The following is a 20,132-nucleotide window of genomic DNA, read 5'->3' on the forward strand; positions in this document are numbered from 1 at the left end:
GCTCTTTACTTTTTGTCAGAAATGTACGTTTTGTTACCATTTCCGTTGATATAATATTTGCCACCTTTTGGACCGAGATAAACTGTATGTCCATTATATTTTTCACTTGTTGCTTTATCAGCTGTAGCTACGGCATCCTTTTTAACAGCAGCGGCTTGTTTTTCAGCTTTAGCACTTTCTTTTTTTACGGCTTTTTCCTTCGCTTCCATTGGTGCTGCTGGCGCTGTTTTTGTATCAGCCATCTTTTTCGTCTGCACTGACTTTTCCTTGACTGCAGCTTCCTTCTTCGCAGTAGCTTTCACCGGCGCTGCCTTCGTTTTCGTTTCGGCCTCGTTGGCTTTAGTCTTTACTTCTTTTGCTTTTTGTTCAGACTTTTTGGCTTCTTTTTCCATTTTTTTAGGAGCCGTTTGTGCATAGGATTGTCCCAATCCCACTGCAGCGATCAAAGCTAATGCAGCTGTGATTTTTTTGAAACGATTTATTGCTCTCATAACTCAATTGTTATTTAAATAATTGTAAATAAAAGTACAATACAAATGCCGTATTTCGATTTAATTACCTGAAAAAATAATTTTAACAAATTTTTAACCTAGCCAAGGAATTATTCGACAACTTGTTTTCTAAATTTCGAATCAATTACATATTTTACCCCCTTCGCATCTATAAATACAGGCTTTCCATGGTAGTGCTCATTACTGCGTCGATCAATGGCAACACGATACCGGGTGGCGGAGCTAGTGGAGCTGTAGGTTATATTGCCAACCGATTCTCCAGGGCTCACGATTACTTCCGAACCTTCATATACGCGCTCACTCACCCTGCCGTTAAAACGCTGTTTTCCCGTTGACGTTTTTATTTTCTCCTGCTGCTCGGGCTCTTTATCGATCGGCGCAACGTCCAAGGTCATCACATCGACCTGTGGGCTTAAAGGGAAGAATGGATCTACCCACCGATATACAAAATGATAATCGGTTTCTAAGTTATTAAAAGCATGCATTTGCTGTGCCCTTACAACACTTATCCCACCTCCTAAAATCAGCAATGGCAGTAGGCAACGTCTAAAGAAGATTAATTCAACTCTTAACATATCTTTTTTTCCTTTCGTTTAAGTGCTTCCAAATAAAATGCCATCTCTCTCTAAAGCACTCATCTTTAACACATTTTTAACTAAAATAAATTAGTTTGATATTTAACTGTTTTATGTTTAACTTTGTGCTATGAAAAACGAATCCATGAATCCAGTAAAACCCTTAGTGGATAGTATCATTGCTTTGCGAACGAGCTTAAAACAATACTATATCCAGAAAATAAAGGAACAGCAATTGGATATCACCTATGAAATGTTACAAGTATTGGCAGCACTGTGGAAGAAGGAGCAAATGAATCAGCAAGATATAGCCACAGCAATACAGAAGAACAAAGCAAGTGTCACTCCGCTGATCGATAATCTTTGTAAACGGGATCTGGTTAGACGCGTAAGCGATCCCAATGACAGACGAAATAATTTAATCGAATTAACGGTAAAGGGAGACGAATATAGGACATTATTAGATCCTGTCCAGCAAGACCTCTACCGTGTGATCCTGCAGGAGATATCAGAAAAAAAAGTATTGGAAATTACAGAAACTCTCGAAAAATTGACCGCAATTATTGATAAGCAATAGTATCGGGAGCCTTGATTTTCAGAAAAAAAGAAGATAAGTAATTGAGTCATGAGCAATTCAACATTAAGTGAGAAAGAAATAAAACGAAGGCGGAAGATATGGATCATCAACATCCTATCTGCAGTCGTCATTGTGGTTACAATTATCTGGGGTATCTTAGTCTTTTTCCACATCAACGAATCTGTTTATACAGATGATGCCCAGGTAGATGCCCATATTACCCCTATAAATTCGCGTATCAGCGGTTATATCAAAACAATTCGATTTGATGAGCATCAAAAAGTTCACAAAGGCGATACACTCGTCATTATTGATGATGCTGAGTACAGAATTTTATTACAAAATGCACAAGCCACTCTTGCCGATGCCAAAGCAAGTAAAACAATATCGCAATCTGGAATTGCCATTGCCGGCAACAGTACTGCGATAGCAAATGCCAATATCGATGAGATGAGAGCCCGGCTAGATAATATGGAATTGAATTATAGGCGTTACGAGAGTCTCGTGAAAGATGAAGCAGTAACGCAATATCAATTCGATCAGGTAAAAGCAGATTATGAGGCCATGTTAGCCAAATATAAGGCACTTTTGGCGCAAGAGCGTGTATCGAAACTTAACACACATGAGTCTGAACAGAAGCTGTCAATCAATGATGCCTCATTACTAAAGGCCGAATCTGCGATTGATCTAGCCAAGTTAAACCTTTCGTATACGGTTATCACTGCACCGTACGACGGTGTATTGGGACGGCGGACGATTGAAGAGGGTCAATTGGTGCAAAACGGTACGCCATTGGTCAATATTGTACGTGATGAGCAGAAATGGATTACCGCAAATTATACCGAAAGTCAACTAAAAAATATTGCTCTCGGGGCAAAAGTCAACATTGAAATTGATGCATTGGCCGGGAAGACATTTGAAGGTGAAGTAGCCGCCATATCCGAAGCAACAGGATCTAAGTATTCTGCTGTTCCGGTTGACAATTCTACGGGGAACTTCGTTAAGGTACAACAGCGCATTCCGGTTAGAATTAATTTTACAGCATCCAATACCCCAAAAGATCTCGCCATGCTTCGCGTAGGTATGAATGCTATCATACGTATTAAATAATCATGAAAGATCGTATATTCAGAGATTGGTTGAGTTCAGGTTGGGAATTGTTCTTTCTGTTTCTACTCAATATTTTATTTTCGTTCAATAATGGAATCCCAACTTCCATTAACACGTATGTCATGAATGGATACGCCGGTATCACCGCAGATTTGAGTATGGCTACATATTGTTATTATGCGGGAATGGTATGTGCCATACCACTGGTATTTAGGTTGTTGAAATTATTTTCCAAAAAGACGATATTAATTGTATCTATCTTCATTATCCTCGCTTCCAATGCGGTTTTGGAACATGCCAATAATGGTGTCAACATCTGTATGGCCACATTTTTTATTGGGAGTGCCAAGATTATTGTCACTATGGCTATCATTGGGGAAATGATCCCTTTTCTCATGCCACGTGGAGAACGATATCAATTATATGCAGTCTACTACCCCATGACAATGATCATTCCTGCCTTGGCAAGTTATGTATCTGTTCTATTTGCAACGCGTTTCTATTGGGAAACTGTCTTTTTATTTCAAAATATACTACTTGCAGTAGCGTTGTTAATCTGCATCATCTTTATGAAATCGTCAGATTTTAAAAAGGTACCTCTTTATCAATATGACTGGTTTGGAAGTATTTTACTTTGTATTTCATTATTGAATTTTGCCTATTTCAGCACATATGGTCTGACACAAAATTGGTTTCATTCCAGGTTTATTTTGGTCACCGGAATCGCATCGCTCTGTTTTTTTATACTTTTTATAAATAGAAGTGTACTAATCCGAAAATCACTCTTAAATTTTGAAGCCTTTTCAACACGGATTCTGCCTATCTCCATTGGAACAATTTTTATTTTCGGCATTTTTTATAGCTCGACCTCGCTGTACTCCTCCCTTTTGGGAATTACGCTTGGTACAAACCCCTTGGAAGTCGCCGAAATAAATACCTATGTAATTCCTGGTTATATGATCGGCGCAGTAATCGCTTATATTTATTTCAAAATAACAAAAAAATGCAAGTTCATTTTGGCATTCTCAGCAGCGTGTTATGCCCTATCTTGCTTTTTCTTTGCAAGGATTATTGACCAACATACAAACTCGGCTTTGTTCTATCTCCCTTTGACATTAAGAGGAATGGGCGTGATCACTTCCTACATTGGAATAGGCGTATATATGGCCGGCAATATTCCCAGTAAATATTACCTCTCTGGCTTAGTATTTTTGATTCTTACACGTTCATTTTTGGTGCCTGTAGTCTGGTCAAACATCATTACTAATTGGTATTACCACCTACAGATCCTCAATGCCAATAATCTTGCTGGTATAATCGATCGAACAAATAGCTTGGTGCTACAAAGAGGAAATATAATGAAATCGGTCCAAGTCCAAGCCTCGCTACTATCCATACGCGACGCCTACTCCGGGCTATTTATTATCGGGGTAATCCTAACGTTATTCATCTTAATCTTCCCTTTTCATTCTTCGCCTATACGAAGAGTTTTCGACTGGAAGAGAAAAAATGCAACGAAAGAAGCTTTGCAAATTCCCATTTCTTAGTTAACTGATATAAATTTCAGTAATATACTTGAATACGATACGCTCAGCGATTGCGTACTTATCGAAAAGTGTACGGAGATCGTCATAGAGCGTTTTGTTTTCAGCCTGCTCTTTTGGAAAATAGGATGATGAACGTACTCTTCCCAAAAACGACCGAAGGTCCAATATCTGTTGATTTGGTAAGGTTACCTTGGTCATTGAACGTGATCCAAAAAATTGTTTGAGATCATCATCACTGATATTTTTGTGACTGACAGATTGATAACTTGGTATATGACTGAGCAGAAAATCTTCGTACTCCTGTTGAAAAGCATCGCCGGGATCACGCTGGTTCCAGACCAGTACAATACGTCCATTTTCTGTGAGAATGCGAGCGAACTCCCTCTTACATGCTTCCCGGTCAAACCAATGAAACGATTGCCCTGCAAAAATGAGATCTACGCATCCAGACTCAATAGATGTATCTTCGGCAGTCGCATTCAGCGCGATTAAATTCCGATAGGTTTTAAAATGATGCAGTAAAGATTCACGCATTTCCCGATTGGGTTCAACAGCAAAAACGTCATTCCCATTTTCGAGAAAAAGTTGCGTAGATAGCCCTGTACCACTACCGATATCGGCAACCAACCATTTTTTATCCAGCCCTATTTGTTCTTTAAGCACCTGAATAATCTCTTTTGGGTAACATGGTCTAAATTTCTCGTAATCGACAACCCTGTCCGTGAATCTATCAATACTGTTTTTGTTCATAATAAGAATTGCTGTAACTAGTCGATTATACCTTCATCTTTAAAACTATAATATCCGTTATCGGTAAAGATTAAATGATCGGCAACTCTAATATCCATAATTTTAGAGGCTTCAACAATTTTTTGCGTCAGAATTTTGTCAGCATTGCTTGGATACAAGGTGCCCGAGGGATGGTTATGAACTAATATAATTGCATGTGCTTTAAGGCTAAGTGCAGATCGTAATATAATCCTGACATCAACTGGCGTAAAATCATTACCGCCGCGTCCGATCAGTTGTTTGTCTAATATTTTATACCCCGTATTGAGATACAGAGTCCAAAACTCTTCATGGGGCAGATCCTGAAGTATGGGTTTCATAAAGTTGTAAACGAAGCGGCTGCTATTTACGAGCTTACGCTGTTCTACGGGCAGGTCGTTTTTCCGGCGTGCGAGCTCCAATGCGGCAAGAATAGCGATAGCTTTTGCCTCGCCTATCCCTTTATACATGCTCAGTTCTGAAACCTCCATCATCGAAAGCGTCTGCAGGTTGTTATTGACATCGGCCAATATGCGCCGGCATAATTCAACAGCACTTTCATTTTTGGAACCAGACCCGATTAAAATAGCCAGTAATTCGGCGTCGGTAAGCGCCCTACGGCCCTGGCTCAATAGTTTCTCTCTCGGACGATCGGCCTCTGCCCACTCCCGAATGACTAGTTTGTACGGATTTGACATCTACAGTTAATTATAATTGGCTAGCGTACATAAATATACAAAAATACTGTTACTTAATATCCTGAGAAATACACAATCTATCAATTAAAAAAAATTGGCAATCGGGATTTACTTCACATTTCACTCTGAAACGTTATCTTTGTATTTCATAAAAATTTTTGAATATGAGTAAAGCGATTATTAAAACAGAAAAAGGCGACATGACTGTGGAGTTCTACACAGCTGATGCTCCAAATACAGTAGCCAATTTTATCAAACTTGCTAAATCAGGATATTATGATGGATTGGCATTTCACCGTGTAATCCCTGATTTCGTTATCCAAGGTGGATGTCCAAATTCACGTGAAGGAGCTGCAGGAATCCCTGGAACGGGTGGCCCTGGTTATAAAATTGACTGTGAATTAACAGGCGAAAACCAATACCACGATAGAGGTGTATTGTCTATGGCTCATGCAGGCCGTAATACTGGTGGTTCTCAATTTTTCATCTGTCATAGCCGTAACAACACTGCTCACTTAGATCGTAACCATACTTGTTTTGGAAAAGTTATCGAGAACGTAGACATTGTTGACGATATCAGACAAGGTGACCGTATTTTATCAATTGAAGTTATCGAAGATTAATTCTTGGAGATTTAAATAGTATTAAAATGAATTTAAGAGCATTAGTATCCGTAACTGGTAAACCAGGATTGTTCAAATTGGTTGGACAAAATAAAGGTGGTTTTATTTTAGAAACCCTTGATCAGGCAAAAATTAAAACGGTAGTAAGTTTATCTTCTACAAAAATGGCGACTTTGGAAGATATCACCATCTATGGTGAAGAAGAAGAAATTCGTCTATTGAATATTTTTGAAACAATCAAAGAGAAAGGCATCGCTCTGCCAGATACAAAATCTGATGGCGCAACATTAAGAGATTTCTTCCGTGAAGTAGCTCCTGGCCATGATGAATCACGTGTTTATTCTTCGGATATTAAAAAGGTTATCACATGGTATAACATTATCAAGGAATTCCCTTTATTTGAAGAAGAAGCACCTGCTCCTTTAATGTAAACTTTTACATATATCCCAAATAAAAAAGGAGTTGATCATGTGATCAACTCCTTTTTTATGGTGTTTTCTAATGAAACACGACATCAAGTACATTTTTTTCGATGCTGTTTTGATCTTTGGCCGCGTCAAGTTTAGCATGGGCTTTTGTAACCTCAAATTCTTTGGGTTCAAATTGCTTTTCGACGACAGCTGTGGTTGTAAAGCGCAATAGGGAATTTTCATCTTCATTGAGATAGGCATCAATTTCAAGAATCCCTTCGTTTTCATCAAACACATAGGGGTGCAGCAGATTGATTCCCTTCGGGATCCGTGGGCTCTTCCAAACGACAAATTTAGGGAGCGTTTTATCCATTGCATCAATTTTATTGTAAATGGCCTGCTGACAGGTAATTCCGGCAATTACTTTTGTTTTTCCGGTCTTATCGATCATATACTCTTTGGGATTTATTCGTATCTGCACTTTCGCCAATCCATTAAGTTTCCCTTCTGGATAGTTCAGTCCTACATTGATAGTCTCGTTGCCACTATTTGCTAAAAAAGCCTCGCCTGAACCTTTGCTATAATTCACATAATTTTCCAGGCGGTACGTCAGGCCCGCAGCATCAGATTTCGCTTGTTGTTGATCAAATTTAATTTCCATCTTACGTAAAGGGGCAAGCATCAGCTCCATACGCTGCAGGGGATTTTCAATATCAAAGCTATCTTTCTTCATTTGTTCCGCCTGGGGTAGCGTGGATATTGCCTTCCACAATGCAGCAGGTGAACTATCTTTGGTCAGATTCATCAACCTGATTAGTTCAGCAAAAGGCATATTGGGAAAAGTAACTTTTTGTACGATTACCGCAGCATTGATCCGTTTAGAAGAGCGGATATCCGTTGTTGTATTTGATTCTTCATGTAGTTTAACCTCTTTGGGTGTAGAGGATTGACAATTGTGAAAAAGAAGTACTATGCCTAATAATGGGAAAATTAAGGCGTACTTTTTTAGATATTTTTTCATATCTATAGTTGTTTAAATGTAGTATAGACAAATTTACCTTATTTGATGCAGATATCACAAAAAAAGCCCCAGAATTTATATCCGGAGCTTCTTTTATCTTACGCTAGCACATAGGCTATTCGCATTAATTAATGACCTTTTGGTTCGGCATCGATACGTTTAATATCTGCTCCTAATTTACGCAAGCGTTCTTCGATATCTTGATAGCCACGTTCAATCTGTTCGATATTGTGGATCACAGATTTTCCTTTGGCAGATAGCGCTGCAATCAATAAAGACACCCCGGCACGAATATCTGGCGAAGTCATCTCAATACCTCTCAGGTGGTGTGATTTATTCAGTCCAATAACGGTTGCGCGGTGCGGATCGCACAAGATAATCTGCGCCCCCATATCGATCAATTTGTCCACGAAGAACAAACGGCTCTCGAACATTTTTTGGTGGATCAATACGTTTCCTTTTGCCTGAGTCGCCACAACAAGTACTATACTTAATAGATCGGGCGTAAAACCTGGCCAAGGTGCATCTGAAATCGTCAGGATAGATCCATCGATAAATGTATCGATTTCATACGATTCTTGCGCCGGAATAAAAATATCATCACCACGTAATTCAAACTCGATGCCTAAGCGCGAAAATACAGATGGAATAACGCCAAGTTCTTCGAAACAGACATCTTTAATGGTGATTTCTGAACCTGTCATTGCTGCAAGTCCGATGAAAGAACCTATTTCAATCATATCAGGCAACATGCGGTGTGAAGTTCCCCCCAGACGCTCTACTCCTTCGATGGTCAACAAATTAGATCCAATACCGGATATTTTAGCCCCCATGCGATTCAACATCTTACATAGTTGTTGTAAATACGGCTCACAAGCAGCGTTGTATATCGTTGTTGTCCCTTTTGCCAATACAGCAGCCATCACGATATTCGCCGTACCCGTTACAGAAGCTTCGTCCAAAAGGATATAACTTCCTTTTAACTCCGTTGCATCAACGTTAAAAAAATGGGTAGTCGCATCGTACACAAACTTAGCACCCAATTTTTCAAAACCCAAAAAGTGTGTATCTAATCGTCTACGGCCGATTTTATCACCCCCCGGTTTCGGAATAGCGGCTTTTCCGAATCGAGCCAACAAAGGACCGACAATCATGATAGAGCCACGCAATCCACCACCTTTTTCTTTAAATTCAGGTGACTGGAAATAGTCTATATTTATATCTTTAGCTTCAAAAACGTATGTGTCCTTATCTATGCGATCAATTTTAACACCTAAAGCAGCCAATAGATCGATCAACTTATTGACATCCTTAATATCTGGGATATTACTGATGGTCATAGGTTCTTCTGTCAGTAAAACTGCAGAAAGAATCTGTAAGGCCTCATTTTTTGCTCCTTGAGGAATAATCTCTCCCTTTAACGGTTTTCCACCGATTATTTCAAATGCGTTCATTTATATATAAGTGATATCTTCTTAGTATCTTATCCCGGTTCTTGTATTAGCCTTGGGATATTTAGCCTTCCGCCTAACATACCGGGATCGGAGACCAAAGAACCTTGTTTTTTTATAAAACAGCGCGATTCTTAAAAAAAGAAGGCAATTGTAAAGAAATCTGTTAATCACTTCGCAATTGCCTGCTTCTTTAAACAAAATCTTTAAGAACTAGCCTCGTTTATTATTATAATTACCCTGCGGCTTTCTGTTTCTGTTATTGTTGTTATTGTTGTCCCTACCGTAGCTGTTGTTATTATTATCCCTACTGTAGCTGTTGTTATTGCTTCCGTAGTTATTGCGCTTCGTATTATTGTTGTTGTTACTTGTCATACGAGGCTTGCCTCCACCTTTCGACTGGTGACCGGAATTATTATTATTGTTATTGTTATTATTTCCGCCTGAGTTACTGTTAGCCGGACCTTTAACGCGATTTCCCGGAGGCGGAGTTTTAAAGTCAAGTTTGGTCAATACAGTACCTTCTGGTAAGGTCAATTGATAACCTGACAACTCTTTGAGATCCTGGATGATCAACTCGTCCGAAACAGAATCCTTATTCCAGGTCAGGTAAGCCATTTTCATAAAATTGGCGATACCGATAACCATCTGCTCTCTTTTAGCCTCGTCATTAGCCAATAAAGCCTTTTCAATCATTTTCTCTACGGTAAAACCATAGTGCTTGAATCTAATGGAATGCTGCGGATAGCCCAAATGCTCAACTTCGTGTTTCACACTTTTCGCTGTAGCAATTGGATAAGGTGAGTCAATATCCAATTTAAAATCAGAGATAATCTGTAGGTGATCCCACAGTTTATGTTTAAAATCAGACACGTCTCTCAAATGTGGGTTCAATACCCCCATCATATCGATTACAATCTGCGCATGTTTATTTCTTTCTTCCTTTGTGGGTAAAGTACAGATGTAATCTACCATATTTTGCACATTGCGACCATATTCTGCAAGGATCAATTTTGGTCTAGTGCTGTTGTAGTCAAAGTTCATATAGCTAATATAAGTACCTAATTAAACGATCAAGATGCCGTTTTGGTATTTTATTATTGAATTATTCTAAGTTTTGCAAATTTAAGCAACAATTGTTTCTGTCCCAACTCTTTAAAGAAAATAGTTGCTTTTATATCTCCTTTGTTTCCTTCGAGATTAACAACTTTACCAAATCCAAAACGTTCATGTTCAACTTCCATGCCGACTTGAAGATTTGATGTATCTGAAGGAGCAAAACCCGCAGTAGGTTTGTGGGCTTTCGGTAGTATTGATGTCGTTTTAACCATCGGCTTAGGCTTAGGTTTAGAAAACGTATCATCACTATCCTTTTGTTGCCATGCAATTCGTTCGCCTTGAAAACTTCCGGCTGAGGCAGAAGTTTGTCGTGGTTTAAAATCCAATGCAAGACATGCCGGATTCAATTCATCCAAGAAGCGACTGGGTTCGCAGTTATTCAGCGTTCCCCAACGATATCGCGAAGTAGCATACGAAAGTAGTAATTTTTTTTCAGCTCTCGTAACAGCGACATAAAAAAGTCTTCGTTCCTCTTCCAATTCCGACCTGGAATTCAACGACAACTGGGAAGGAAATAGGTTTTCTTCTAAGCCTACAATGAAAACAATCGGAAATTCCAATCCTTTGGAAGAGTGGATGGTCATCAATGATACAGTATCAGCATTTGGATCTTTATCATTATCGTCGTTTGTCAACAGGGCGATATCCTGCATATAGACATCAAGTCCACGCTCTTCGATATCTTCCCGTTCCGAAAATTCCTTGATACCATTGAGGAGTTCCTGGATATTTTCGTAACGCGCCAGCCCCTCTACCGATTTGTCTTCATACAATTCTTTCAGAATACCACAGTGCTGCGCAATATGCATTGCCGTATCAAATGCGTTATTGTTTTTGGCAAGAGCCTGAAAACTCTGTATCATCTGTGCAAAACCACCGACAGAAGTTGCACTGCGTCCGTCTAGAAACTGGGCTGCATTTGCAACAACATCCCATATACGGTATTGATTCTGATCTGCAGCGATCATGATCTTCTCTATCGTCGTATCCCCTATCCCTCTACGTGGATAATTGATAACACGCTTTAGTGCTTCCTCATCATTTGGGTTGAAGGTGAGTCTGAAATACGCGATCAGATCTTTAATTTCTTTCCGTTGATAGAAAGAAGTACCACCGTATATTTTATAGGGGATATTAATTTTGCGCAAGGCCTCCTCCATTGCCCTGGATTGGGCGTTGGTACGATACAGAATAGCAAAATCTTTATAATTAAGTCCTTTTAACGATTTCTCTTCGATAATCTGGTCAGCAACGATCTTACCTTCCTCATTGTCAGAGAAAGCACGTGAAACCTTGATCTTTTCGCCCTCTTCATTATCCGAGAAAACATTTTTTTCCAATTGATTCTGATTATTCGCAATCACCGAATTGGCCGCATTTACGATCATCTTAGTCGATCGATAATTCTGCTCCAGTTTAAAGATCTTCACATCAGGATAATCCTTTTGGAAATTCAGGATATTCTGAATATTTGCACCACGAAATGCATAGATCGATTGTGCATCATCCCCAACCACGCAGATATTTTCGTTGACTGCTGCCAGGCGTTTGACAATAAGGTATTGGGAGAAGTTGGTATCCTGGTACTCATCGACCATCAGATAGCGAAATTGATGCTGATATTTATGCAATACCTCTGGATGCTTGTTTAACAAGACATTTGTTTTAAACAAGAGGTCATCAAAATCCATTGCTCCAGCACGGTAACAGCGTTGTGCATAGGTCATATAAATCTGCCCCAATTGACCACGACCATTGGAAATATCTTCGGCCAGTATGGCTTCATTCTTATTATATTCCTGCGGTGAGATCAAGTTGTTTTTTGCCTGTGAGATACGTCCATACACATGATTGACATTATACAGCTTATCATCGAGATTCATTTCCTTTAAAATGGCACGCAACAAACTTTTGGTATCGTCCGTATCGTAGATGGTAAAGTTTCTGGGATAACCGATCAATTCTGCTTCGACACGGAGTATCTTTGCGAATACCGAGTGGAATGTTCCCATCCAAATATTTTTCGCTTCGCTTCCAACAACAGAAACGATACGTGCGCGCATCTCTTTGGCAGCCTTGTTGGTAAATGTTAATACCAAGATATTGAATGGATCAACACCTTTTCGAATCAAGTGTGCTACACGATAGGTAATTACCCGTGTTTTTCCTGAACCAGCTCCTGCAACAATCATCACAGGACCTTCTGTTTGCTCTACGGCTCCTCGTTGTGAAGGGTTTAAACCCGCTAAATAATCCAAATTAACTCCTTAAATTTTAAAACCTGAGAATAGGGTATAAAAGTACAAATTTCCTATTGATCACTGGGGCTATCTTGCTAATATTTTTACACAAAAAAAACCGATAATCAAGATTATCGGTTTTTATATCATCCAAGCAACATCTAGCCTCTGCTGTTATAATTTGGTGCTTCCTTCGTAATGGAAATATTATGTGGATGGGACTCTCTCAACCCTGCTCCTGTAATGCGGACAAATTGTGCTTCCTGTAATTTTTCAATTGTTGCAGCACCACAGTATCCCATAGAAGCGCGTAATCCGCCAATATATTGATAAACGACCTCAGCTAATGTACCTTTGTAAGGAACACGCCCAACAATACCTTCAGGAACCAATTTTTTGATATCATCTTCTACGTCTTGGAAATAACGATCTTTAGATCCTTTTTCCATGGCTTCGATTGAGCCCATACCGCGGTAAGATTTAAACTTACGTCCCTCATAGATAATTGTTTCACCTGGAGCTTCTTCCACACCGGCGAATAAAGAGCCAGCCATAATTGTGCTTGCTCCGGCTGCAATTGCTTTTGCAATATCACCAGTTTGTTTGATACCACCATCTGCGATCAAAGGCACGCCAGTTCCTTTAAGTGCTTTGGCAACTTCATATACAGCATAAAGCTGAGGAACACCAACACCAGCAATAATACGGGTTGTACAAATTGAGCCCGGTCCGATACCTACTTTTACGGCATCTGCACCTGCTTCAGCCAAAGCTGTTGCTGCTGCACCGGTCGCAATATTTCCAACGATTACCTGTAGCTCAGGAAACTGCGATTTCACCAATTTCAATTTATCGATTACACCTTTAGAATGCCCGTGTGCCGTATCGATTGTAACCACATCCACACCTGCTTTCACCAAAGCCTCAACGCGATCAAGGGTATCTGGTGTAACACCTACTGCCGCACCAACCAATAAACGGCCATGGCTATCTTTGGCAGCATTGGGATAATGTTTATATTTTTGGATATCTTTAAAGGTAATCAAGCCTTTCAAAATACCTTCTTCATTAACTACAGGAAGTTTTTCGATTTTTTCGTTCTGAAGAATTTCTTCCGCTTTCACCAAATCCGTTCCTTCGGGAGCAACAACAAGATTTTCCTTGGTCATCAATTCGTTGATTGGACGGCTCATATCTTTTTGGAAACGAAGATCACGATTCGTTACAATACCAACCAATTGACCTTTTTCGTTCACAACAGGAATTCCACCGATTTTGTGCTCCTTCATAATATTGAAGGCATCACCCACAGTTGCTGTTGCCAATAACGTTACTGGATCCTGAATCATACCGCTCTCCGAACGTTTTACTTTGCGTACTTCAGCAGCTTGTTCTGCGATCGTCATGTTCTTATGCAACATACCAATACCGCCAGCTTGAGCAATCGCAATCGCCAAATCAGCACCGGTTACCGTATCCATTGCTGCAGAAACCAATGGAATATTTAATTTGATTTTTTTTGTTAGCGAAGTGCTCGTATCAACGTCACGGGGTAAAATTTCAGAATAAGCTGGAATTAATAAGACGTCGTCGTAAGTGAGACCTTCTGCTACGAATTTTTGTGGATCTAATTGCATGGCAAATATGTATTGGGTTTTCTATTTGCCAGGCAAATTTAAGAAAAATAAGCAATAATAAAAAATAAAAGATACAAATTACAATCGGAAGACAAATTAGAAACGTTATGAATTAAGCATTCATCTAGGGTACGTCCCAGCCTTTATCATTTTTTGGCAGGCTATTTGCTTTTGGTAACACGAAAAGTTATTTTAATTAATGAAAATATAAAGATAAGATAATTATGAAAAAGACATTACTCTCATTAGCTGCCGTCGCAGCATTAGCATTTGGCGCACAGGAAGCGAAAGCTCAGTCTCCATTTAGATCAGCGATAGGTGTTGTATTCGATGGTACAACAACTGACTTATGGGGTGTTCAATATAAGCAATCTTTTGGTGGTGCCAACATGGGGCAAGCACAAGTGATGTTTGATGACCATGTTGTTGCTGTTGGTGCGGATTACCAATATGCAAGACCTTTCCAAGGTGTTAATGGTTTGGGATGGTATGCAGGTGTTGGTGCACAATTGACTTTTATTGACGTAGGTGATAACATTACAAACGTTGCATTACGCCCGCAATTAGGTTTGGAATTTAAAATTCCAGTTGCTCCGATTGCATTCCACGCAGACTGGAAACCTGACTGGAGATTGAACCACAACAGTGATTTTGATGCTTCAACATTCTCGTTTGGTATCAAATACACATTGAAATAATATAAGACAACTAAACAGTATAAAAGGTCCTTCTCTATGTTGAGCAGGGCCTTTTTTTATAAATAAAATCAATAAATATTTCTTTTTTTCTTCAATTCTCCTATTTTTATGCCGTTGACCTGATTGGCGTAAATAAAACTTTTCATTCTACAAAAATTTTATACCTTTGCCATTCTTGGTAAAATGTGATTAAACGAGAACTAATTATCAATTACATAAACAGTATTTAACATTAAAATTAATACAATTATAACAGACGATGCAAGGTAAAGGGCTGATTAAACTTTTAGTGATAGTGGTGTCATTAGCGTGTCTATACTCCCTATCATTTACTTGGGTGACCCGCAATGTGGAGCGAGATGCTGAGAATTTTGCCAAAGGAGACTTGGCGAAAGAGAAAAGCTACCTCGACTCAATGGCCGGTGAAGTAGTGTACAATTTAGGTTTTGCAAAATACACCTATCGGGAAGCCAAAGCAAATGAACTCGCTTTGGGATTGGATTTGAAAGGTGGTATGAACGTGACCATGGAAATCTCATTGGACGAATTGATCCGCAATTTGGCGAACAATCCAAAAGATGAGAAATTCAACAAAGCGTTGGAGCAAGCAGTAGCAAAAAGCAAAACGAGTGCAAAAACAGTCGTTGCTTTATTTATGGAAGAGTACAAATCCATCGGTGCTACAACTCCACTTTCGACATTCTTTTCAACAAAAGATAACGCTGCTCTAATTAAACCTGGTGATTCAGACTCCAAAGTTGAATCATTCCTTCAAAAAGAAGCAGACAATGCCATCCAAAACTCATACAAAGTACTTCGTACACGTATCGATAAATTTGGCGTTGCGTCTCCAAACATTCAAATTCAACAAGGTACAAACCGTATTTTGATCGAATTACCTGGTGTGAAAGATGAAAGCCGTGTTCGTAACCTATTACAAGGTTCGGCTAAATTGGAATTCTACGAAACATATACAAACCAGGAAGTTTATCCAATACTGGAAAATATCGACAAAACTTTAGCATCAACGTTAAAAGCTGCTCCAGCTGCTACAACAAATACTGCCGCAGATACAAGCAAAAAATCAGATGATTTATTGTCTAATCTAACCGGTGGTAAAAAAGATGCTAAGAAAGACAGTGCTGCTGTAAATCTAGGTCAGAAAAATCCATTATTTGAAGTATTACGTCCAGCTGTTTACATGGGCGAAAACCAACAAATGGCACTTATGCCAGGTTCAATGGTCGGTATTGCTTCATTAAAAGATACGGCAAAAGTAAATGCTTACTTGCAACGTCCTGAGGTGAAATCAATACTTCCTGGAAACTTAAAGCTTTTATGGTCTGTTAAACCAGAGCAAAAAACACCTGAGCAACTATCATTATACGCCATTAAAGGGTCTGGACAGGACAATGGTGCTGTATTGACGGGTGATGTGATCACTGACGCAACAGCAAACTTTGATGAGAAAAATCAACCTGTGGTTGGTATGCAAATGAACAGTGAAGGTGCTCATCAATGGAAGAAAATTACAGCAAAAGCAGCTCAAAACAGAGATGCGATTGCTATCGTTCTTGATAATGTAGTTTATTCTGCTCCTTCTGTAAACGGTGAAATTCCAAATGGTAGCTCATCAATCTCTGGATCCTTTACGGTAGAAGATACCAAAGATTTGGCGAACGTATTGAAGGCAGGTCGTCTTCCTACAACGGCTAAAATCGTTGAAGAAGCTGTTGTGGGTCCTACTTTGGGTCAGGCTGCCATCGATGCCGGTGTAAATTCTGCTGTTATCGGTATTATCGTGGTAATGATCTTTATGATCGCTTACTACAATACGGCGGGTATCGTAGCAAACATCGCGGTATTGTTAAACGTATTTATCATTATGGGGGTATTGGCATCCTTAAATGCTGTACTGACCCTACCTGGTATTGCCGGTATCGTATTGACAATGGGTACTGCTGTCGATGCAAACGTTTTGATTTATGAACGTATCCGTGAAGAACTGGGCTTAGGAAAATCGATCCGTCAGGCTGTTGCCGATGGTTACAAACATGCTTTACCTTCCATCCTGGATTCGCAGATCACAACCTTCTTAATTGGTATTATCCTATTTTTATTTGGTAGTGGTCCGATCTTAGGTTTCGCAACAACGTTAATGGTGGGTATTATTACTTCATTGTTTACTGCGATCTTAGTTACACGTGTTATCTTTGAATGGATGTTAGCGAAAGATTTCAAAATCAAAGTCTCTTTCCCTTGGTCTGCAAACACTTTGCATAACGCAAACTTCAAATTCGTGCAGAAACGTAAAATCTTTTACGCGATTTCAATCGTTGCTGTGTTAATTTCTGCTGCATCAATTTTCACAAAAGGATTCAGTTTAGGCGTGGATTTCCAAGGTGGACGTACTTATACTGTTCGCTATGATAAACCTGTGGACTTAGAAGCTGTACGTACAAACTTGGACGATATCTTCAAGAAAACAACAGAGGTAAAAGTATTCGGTGCAGCCAATCAATTGCGTATTACAACAACTTACCATATTGAAGAAACTTCGGACACTGCTGATAAAGAAGTATTGGACAAATTAAACCAAGGTCTATCGAAAGTAGATGCTTCTAATAAACATGAGATTCTTTCGTCTCAAAAAGTTGGACCAAGTATCGCTACCGATATCAAATCTAGAGCAACCAGCTCAGCAATTTTCTCTATCATCATTGTTGCAGCTTACATCTTGATCCGTTTCCATAAATGGGAATATTCAGTTGGAGCAGCTATTGCAACAATTCACGATGCGATCATTTTATTGGGATTATTCTCTATCTTGGATGGTATCGTTCCATTCTCACTTGATATCGACCAACACTTTGTAGCAGCGATATTAACTGTAATTGCTTACTCGGTGAATGATACAGTGGTTGTATTTGACCGTTTACGTGAGTTCGTATCGAAACCAAATGCACATAATGAAGATCTTGGCGATGTCGTAAACCATGCGATCAACTCGACATTAAGTAGAACAATTATCACATCATTGACAATCGTGTTTGTTCTCGCTGTATTGTTTATCTTTGGTGGTGAAGTTATCCGTGGATTCTCATTCGCGATCTTAATCGGTGTTATCGTAGGTACATATTCATCTATTATCTTAGCTGCACCTTCAGTATATGACTTACGTAAAGGAAAGCATTTAGCAGAAGGTAATACTGCTAAAAAAGCTGAAGTCGTAAGACCATAATAGCTGATATTGATAAAATAAAAAAGGGCGTTCGAATGAACGCCCTTTTTTATTGCATTCAAATTACTTGTCACACTAAATATTTTAAATATATTTGTTGTACTAAATATTTGTATGCTAAACGAAAAATTTGACCGCTACTCCTTCATCTTGGACCAAACAGCCAAGAAAGTAAAACAGTTCGCCCAATCTTCTTTTGCCGAGAAAGGATTTGATATTACTGTAGACCAATGGACCGTTTTAAAGGCTTTATACGAAACAGATCAACTTTCACAAAAAGAACTGGCCAAGCGCTGCGGAAAAGACCAGCCCACACTGACACGGATCGTAGATATCCTTCTTAAAAAGAATCTGGCTGAGCGGATCACTGACGAAACAGACCGTCGGAGTCTATACCTCCATTTGACAGAAGAAGGAAAATTGAAAGTAGCATCGCTTACGCCAATTGTTACGGAGATTCGTATGAAGGCCTGGGAAAATTTAGCGGACGAAGATTTCGAAGCTTTCACAAGAATTTTGAATACAATATATAACAATTTAAATATAGAATAGCTATGATAAATACGGATATCTGTATCATCGGAGCAGGACCTGTTGGCCTATTCGCAGTTTTTGAAGCTGGGCTTTTAAAAATGCGCTGCCATTTGATTGATGTGTTACCCCAAGTGGGCGGTCAACTTTCGGAGATTTACCCCCATAAGCCTATCTACGACATTCCTGGTTATCCAAGTATCACTGCGCAGGAGTTGATCGATAAACAGCTTGAACAGATTAAACCCTTTGACCCCACATTCACCTTAGGCGAGCGTGTGGAACATATAACAAAACAGGACGACGGTTCTTTTATTGTAGAAACCAATGATCATACGATGGTTCATACACAGGTCATTGTCATCGCTGGGGGCTTAGGTTGCTTTGAACCACGCAAGCCCGAAATTCCGAATCTTCATCTCTTTGAAGGAAAAGGCGTAGATTATATGGTAAAAGACCCAGCCAAGTACCGGGATAAAAAAATCGTCATTGCCGGTGGCGGTGATTCCGCGCTCGATTGGACCTTCCATCTCGCAGATATTGCGCAACAGGTCACTTTAATCCACCGAAGTGACTCCTTCAGAGGCGCTCCGGACTCGGCTGAAAAGGTTTTCAAATTGGCCCAACAAGGTAAGATCAACTTATTATTGTCCCACAATCTGACCAATATTCATGGCAATGACTACTTATCTCATGTTGAAACAACAAATAAAGAAAAAGAAGTCACAGCAACAGATGCAGACTATTTTATTCCTTTATACGGTCTTACGCCGAAGCTTGGTCCAATCGCAGATTGGGGATTAAATATCGATAAAAATGCGATAGAGGTCAATACGCTTGATTACTCAACCAATATCGAACGGATCTATGCTATAGGAGACATCAACACCTATCCAGGCAAACTGAAACTCATTCTCTGTGGATACCATGAGGCTGCCCTGATGTGTCAAAGTGCCTTTAAATTTGTCTATCCCGATCAAAAATTGACATTCAAATACACCACTGTAAACGGTATAAATACTTTCTAGCCATGGACGATAATTTAATTCAAGTCACTGTTATTGATCGGGATGGGACCGAAAATATCCTGGAAGTTCCTACCGATATCAATCTTTCACTCATGGAGATTTTAAAGGCATCCGAATATGAAATATTGGCCACTTGTGGTGGTATGGCGCTGTGCGCTACCTGCCATGTCGAAGTTGTCGAAGGCCTGCATACACTTCCCGAAGCGAGTGATCAGGAGCTCGACATGCTGGACACACTTCCGGATGCCGATGATCAAAGTCGACTTGCCTGTCAGCTGCATTTACAGAATACCAATAACGGCATGAAAATCAAGATCAAAGGCGCGCTACAATAGTGTCATCATTG

The 20,132-nt window shown here is 39.5% G+C and carries 19 protein-coding genes; 10 read left to right on the plus strand and 9 right to left on the minus strand.

The features are described 5' to 3' along the window. Window positions 1–5: 5 nt before the first annotated feature. A complete protein-coding gene (locus K2F45_RS22230) occupies window positions 6–491 on the minus strand; it encodes a hypothetical protein (RefSeq protein ID WP_248932474.1) in 486 nt (161 codons plus the stop codon). A 110-nt stretch (window positions 492–601) separates the two neighbouring features. Then, window positions 602–1,087: a hypothetical protein gene (locus K2F45_RS22235; RefSeq protein WP_145328686.1), complete on the minus strand. Its 486-nt coding sequence runs from the start codon at window positions 1,085–1,087 to the stop codon at window positions 602–604. Window positions 1,088–1,217: 130 nt separating this feature from the next. On the opposite strand from K2F45_RS22235, the gene K2F45_RS22240 reads away from it, so the two are divergent. The 3 genes from K2F45_RS22240 to K2F45_RS22250 are packed head-to-tail and all read left to right on the plus strand — an operon-like array spanning window position 1,218 to window position 4,321. Continuing rightward, complete coding sequence (locus tag K2F45_RS22240) at window positions 1,218–1,664, plus strand: MarR family winged helix-turn-helix transcriptional regulator (protein WP_088162755.1); 447 nt, start codon at window positions 1,218–1,220, stop codon at window positions 1,662–1,664. 48 nt (window positions 1,665–1,712) lie between these two features. After that, a complete protein-coding gene (locus K2F45_RS22245; RefSeq protein WP_075993967.1) occupies window positions 1,713–2,774 on the plus strand; it encodes an HlyD family secretion protein in 1,062 nt (353 codons plus the stop codon). 2 nt (window positions 2,775–2,776) lie between these two features. After that, window positions 2,777–4,321 carry an MFS transporter gene (locus tag K2F45_RS22250; protein ID WP_248932475.1) on the plus strand — a complete coding sequence of 515 codons (1,545 nt, stop codon included), beginning with the start codon at window positions 2,777–2,779 and terminating at the stop codon, window positions 4,319–4,321. Here the strand turns inward: K2F45_RS22250 and K2F45_RS22255 are convergent, their stop codons facing one another. Both K2F45_RS22255 and radC read right to left on the minus strand, forming a co-directional pair. Beyond that, the gene (locus tag K2F45_RS22255; protein ID WP_075993970.1) at window positions 4,322–5,071 is read right to left on the minus strand and encodes a class I SAM-dependent methyltransferase; all 750 of its coding nucleotides are present in this window, start codon (window positions 5,069–5,071) and stop codon (window positions 4,322–4,324) included. Between the two features lie 17 nt (window positions 5,072–5,088). Next, window positions 5,089–5,787 (minus strand): RadC family protein, encoded by a 699-nt coding sequence (gene radC, locus K2F45_RS22260; protein WP_075993971.1) that lies wholly within the window; start codon window positions 5,785–5,787, stop codon window positions 5,089–5,091. A gap of 164 nt (window positions 5,788–5,951) precedes the next feature. On the opposite strand from radC, the gene K2F45_RS22265 reads away from it, so the two are divergent. Together K2F45_RS22265 and K2F45_RS22270 are read left to right on the plus strand one after the other, a co-directional pair. Next, complete coding sequence (locus tag K2F45_RS22265) at window positions 5,952–6,410, plus strand: peptidylprolyl isomerase (protein ID WP_046671802.1); 459 nt, start codon at window positions 5,952–5,954, stop codon at window positions 6,408–6,410. A gap of 26 nt (window positions 6,411–6,436) precedes the next feature. Then, on the plus strand, window positions 6,437–6,841 hold the full coding sequence (locus K2F45_RS22270; protein ID WP_075993972.1) for a DUF5606 family protein: 405 nt from the start codon (window positions 6,437–6,439) through the stop codon (window positions 6,839–6,841). 67 nt (window positions 6,842–6,908) lie between these two features. Here K2F45_RS22270 and K2F45_RS22275 read toward each other — a convergent pair whose 3' ends face one another. From K2F45_RS22275 to guaB, 5 genes are all read right to left on the minus strand, one after another. Further along, entirely contained in the window at window positions 6,909–7,841 is a 933-nt protein-coding gene (locus K2F45_RS22275; protein ID WP_075993973.1) for a hypothetical protein, read from the minus strand. Between the two features lie 128 nt (window positions 7,842–7,969). After that, window positions 7,970–9,295, minus strand: coding sequence for a UDP-N-acetylglucosamine 1-carboxyvinyltransferase (murA, locus tag K2F45_RS22280; RefSeq protein ID WP_075993974.1), 1,326 nt, complete (start codon window positions 9,293–9,295; stop codon window positions 7,970–7,972). 210 nt (window positions 9,296–9,505) lie between these two features. Continuing rightward, window positions 9,506–10,336 carry a DUF4290 domain-containing protein gene (locus K2F45_RS22285; RefSeq protein ID WP_070565986.1) on the minus strand — a complete coding sequence of 277 codons (831 nt, stop codon included), beginning with the start codon at window positions 10,334–10,336 and terminating at the stop codon, window positions 9,506–9,508. A gap of 53 nt (window positions 10,337–10,389) precedes the next feature. After that, a complete protein-coding gene (locus K2F45_RS22290) occupies window positions 10,390–12,669 on the minus strand; it encodes an ATP-dependent helicase (RefSeq protein ID WP_070565989.1) in 2,280 nt (759 codons plus the stop codon). 143 nt (window positions 12,670–12,812) lie between these two features. Beyond that, on the minus strand, window positions 12,813–14,288 hold the full coding sequence (gene guaB / locus K2F45_RS22295; RefSeq protein WP_075993975.1) for an IMP dehydrogenase: 1,476 nt from the start codon (window positions 14,286–14,288) through the stop codon (window positions 12,813–12,815). Window positions 14,289–14,512: 224 nt separating this feature from the next. On the opposite strand from guaB, the gene K2F45_RS22300 reads away from it, so the two are divergent. The 5 genes from K2F45_RS22300 to K2F45_RS22320 all read left to right on the plus strand — a co-directional run bounded on the left by K2F45_RS22300 (window position 14,513) and on the right by K2F45_RS22320 (window position 20,121). Beyond that, window positions 14,513–14,986 carry a hypothetical protein gene (locus K2F45_RS22300; RefSeq protein ID WP_070565992.1) on the plus strand — a complete coding sequence of 158 codons (474 nt, stop codon included), beginning with the start codon at window positions 14,513–14,515 and terminating at the stop codon, window positions 14,984–14,986. Window positions 14,987–15,245: 259 nt separating this feature from the next. Further along, window positions 15,246–18,227, plus strand: a complete 2,982-nt coding sequence (gene secDF, locus K2F45_RS22305) for a protein translocase subunit SecDF (RefSeq protein ID WP_075993976.1) — start codon at window positions 15,246–15,248, stop codon at window positions 18,225–18,227. A 114-nt stretch (window positions 18,228–18,341) separates the two neighbouring features. Further along, window positions 18,342–18,779 carry a MarR family winged helix-turn-helix transcriptional regulator gene (locus tag K2F45_RS22310; protein WP_075993977.1) on the plus strand — a complete coding sequence of 146 codons (438 nt, stop codon included), beginning with the start codon at window positions 18,342–18,344 and terminating at the stop codon, window positions 18,777–18,779. A 2-nt stretch (window positions 18,780–18,781) separates the two neighbouring features. Then, complete coding sequence (locus K2F45_RS22315) at window positions 18,782–19,786, plus strand: NAD(P)/FAD-dependent oxidoreductase (RefSeq protein WP_075993978.1); 1,005 nt, start codon at window positions 18,782–18,784, stop codon at window positions 19,784–19,786. 2 nt (window positions 19,787–19,788) lie between these two features. Next, window positions 19,789–20,121, plus strand: a complete 333-nt coding sequence (locus tag K2F45_RS22320; protein WP_075993979.1) for a 2Fe-2S iron-sulfur cluster-binding protein — start codon at window positions 19,789–19,791, stop codon at window positions 20,119–20,121. The last annotated feature ends 11 nt before the right edge of the window (window positions 20,122–20,132 follow it).

Source organism: Sphingobacterium siyangense (assembly GCF_023277505.1).
Classification (GTDB): domain Bacteria; phylum Bacteroidota; class Bacteroidia; order Sphingobacteriales; family Sphingobacteriaceae; genus Sphingobacterium; species Sphingobacterium siyangense.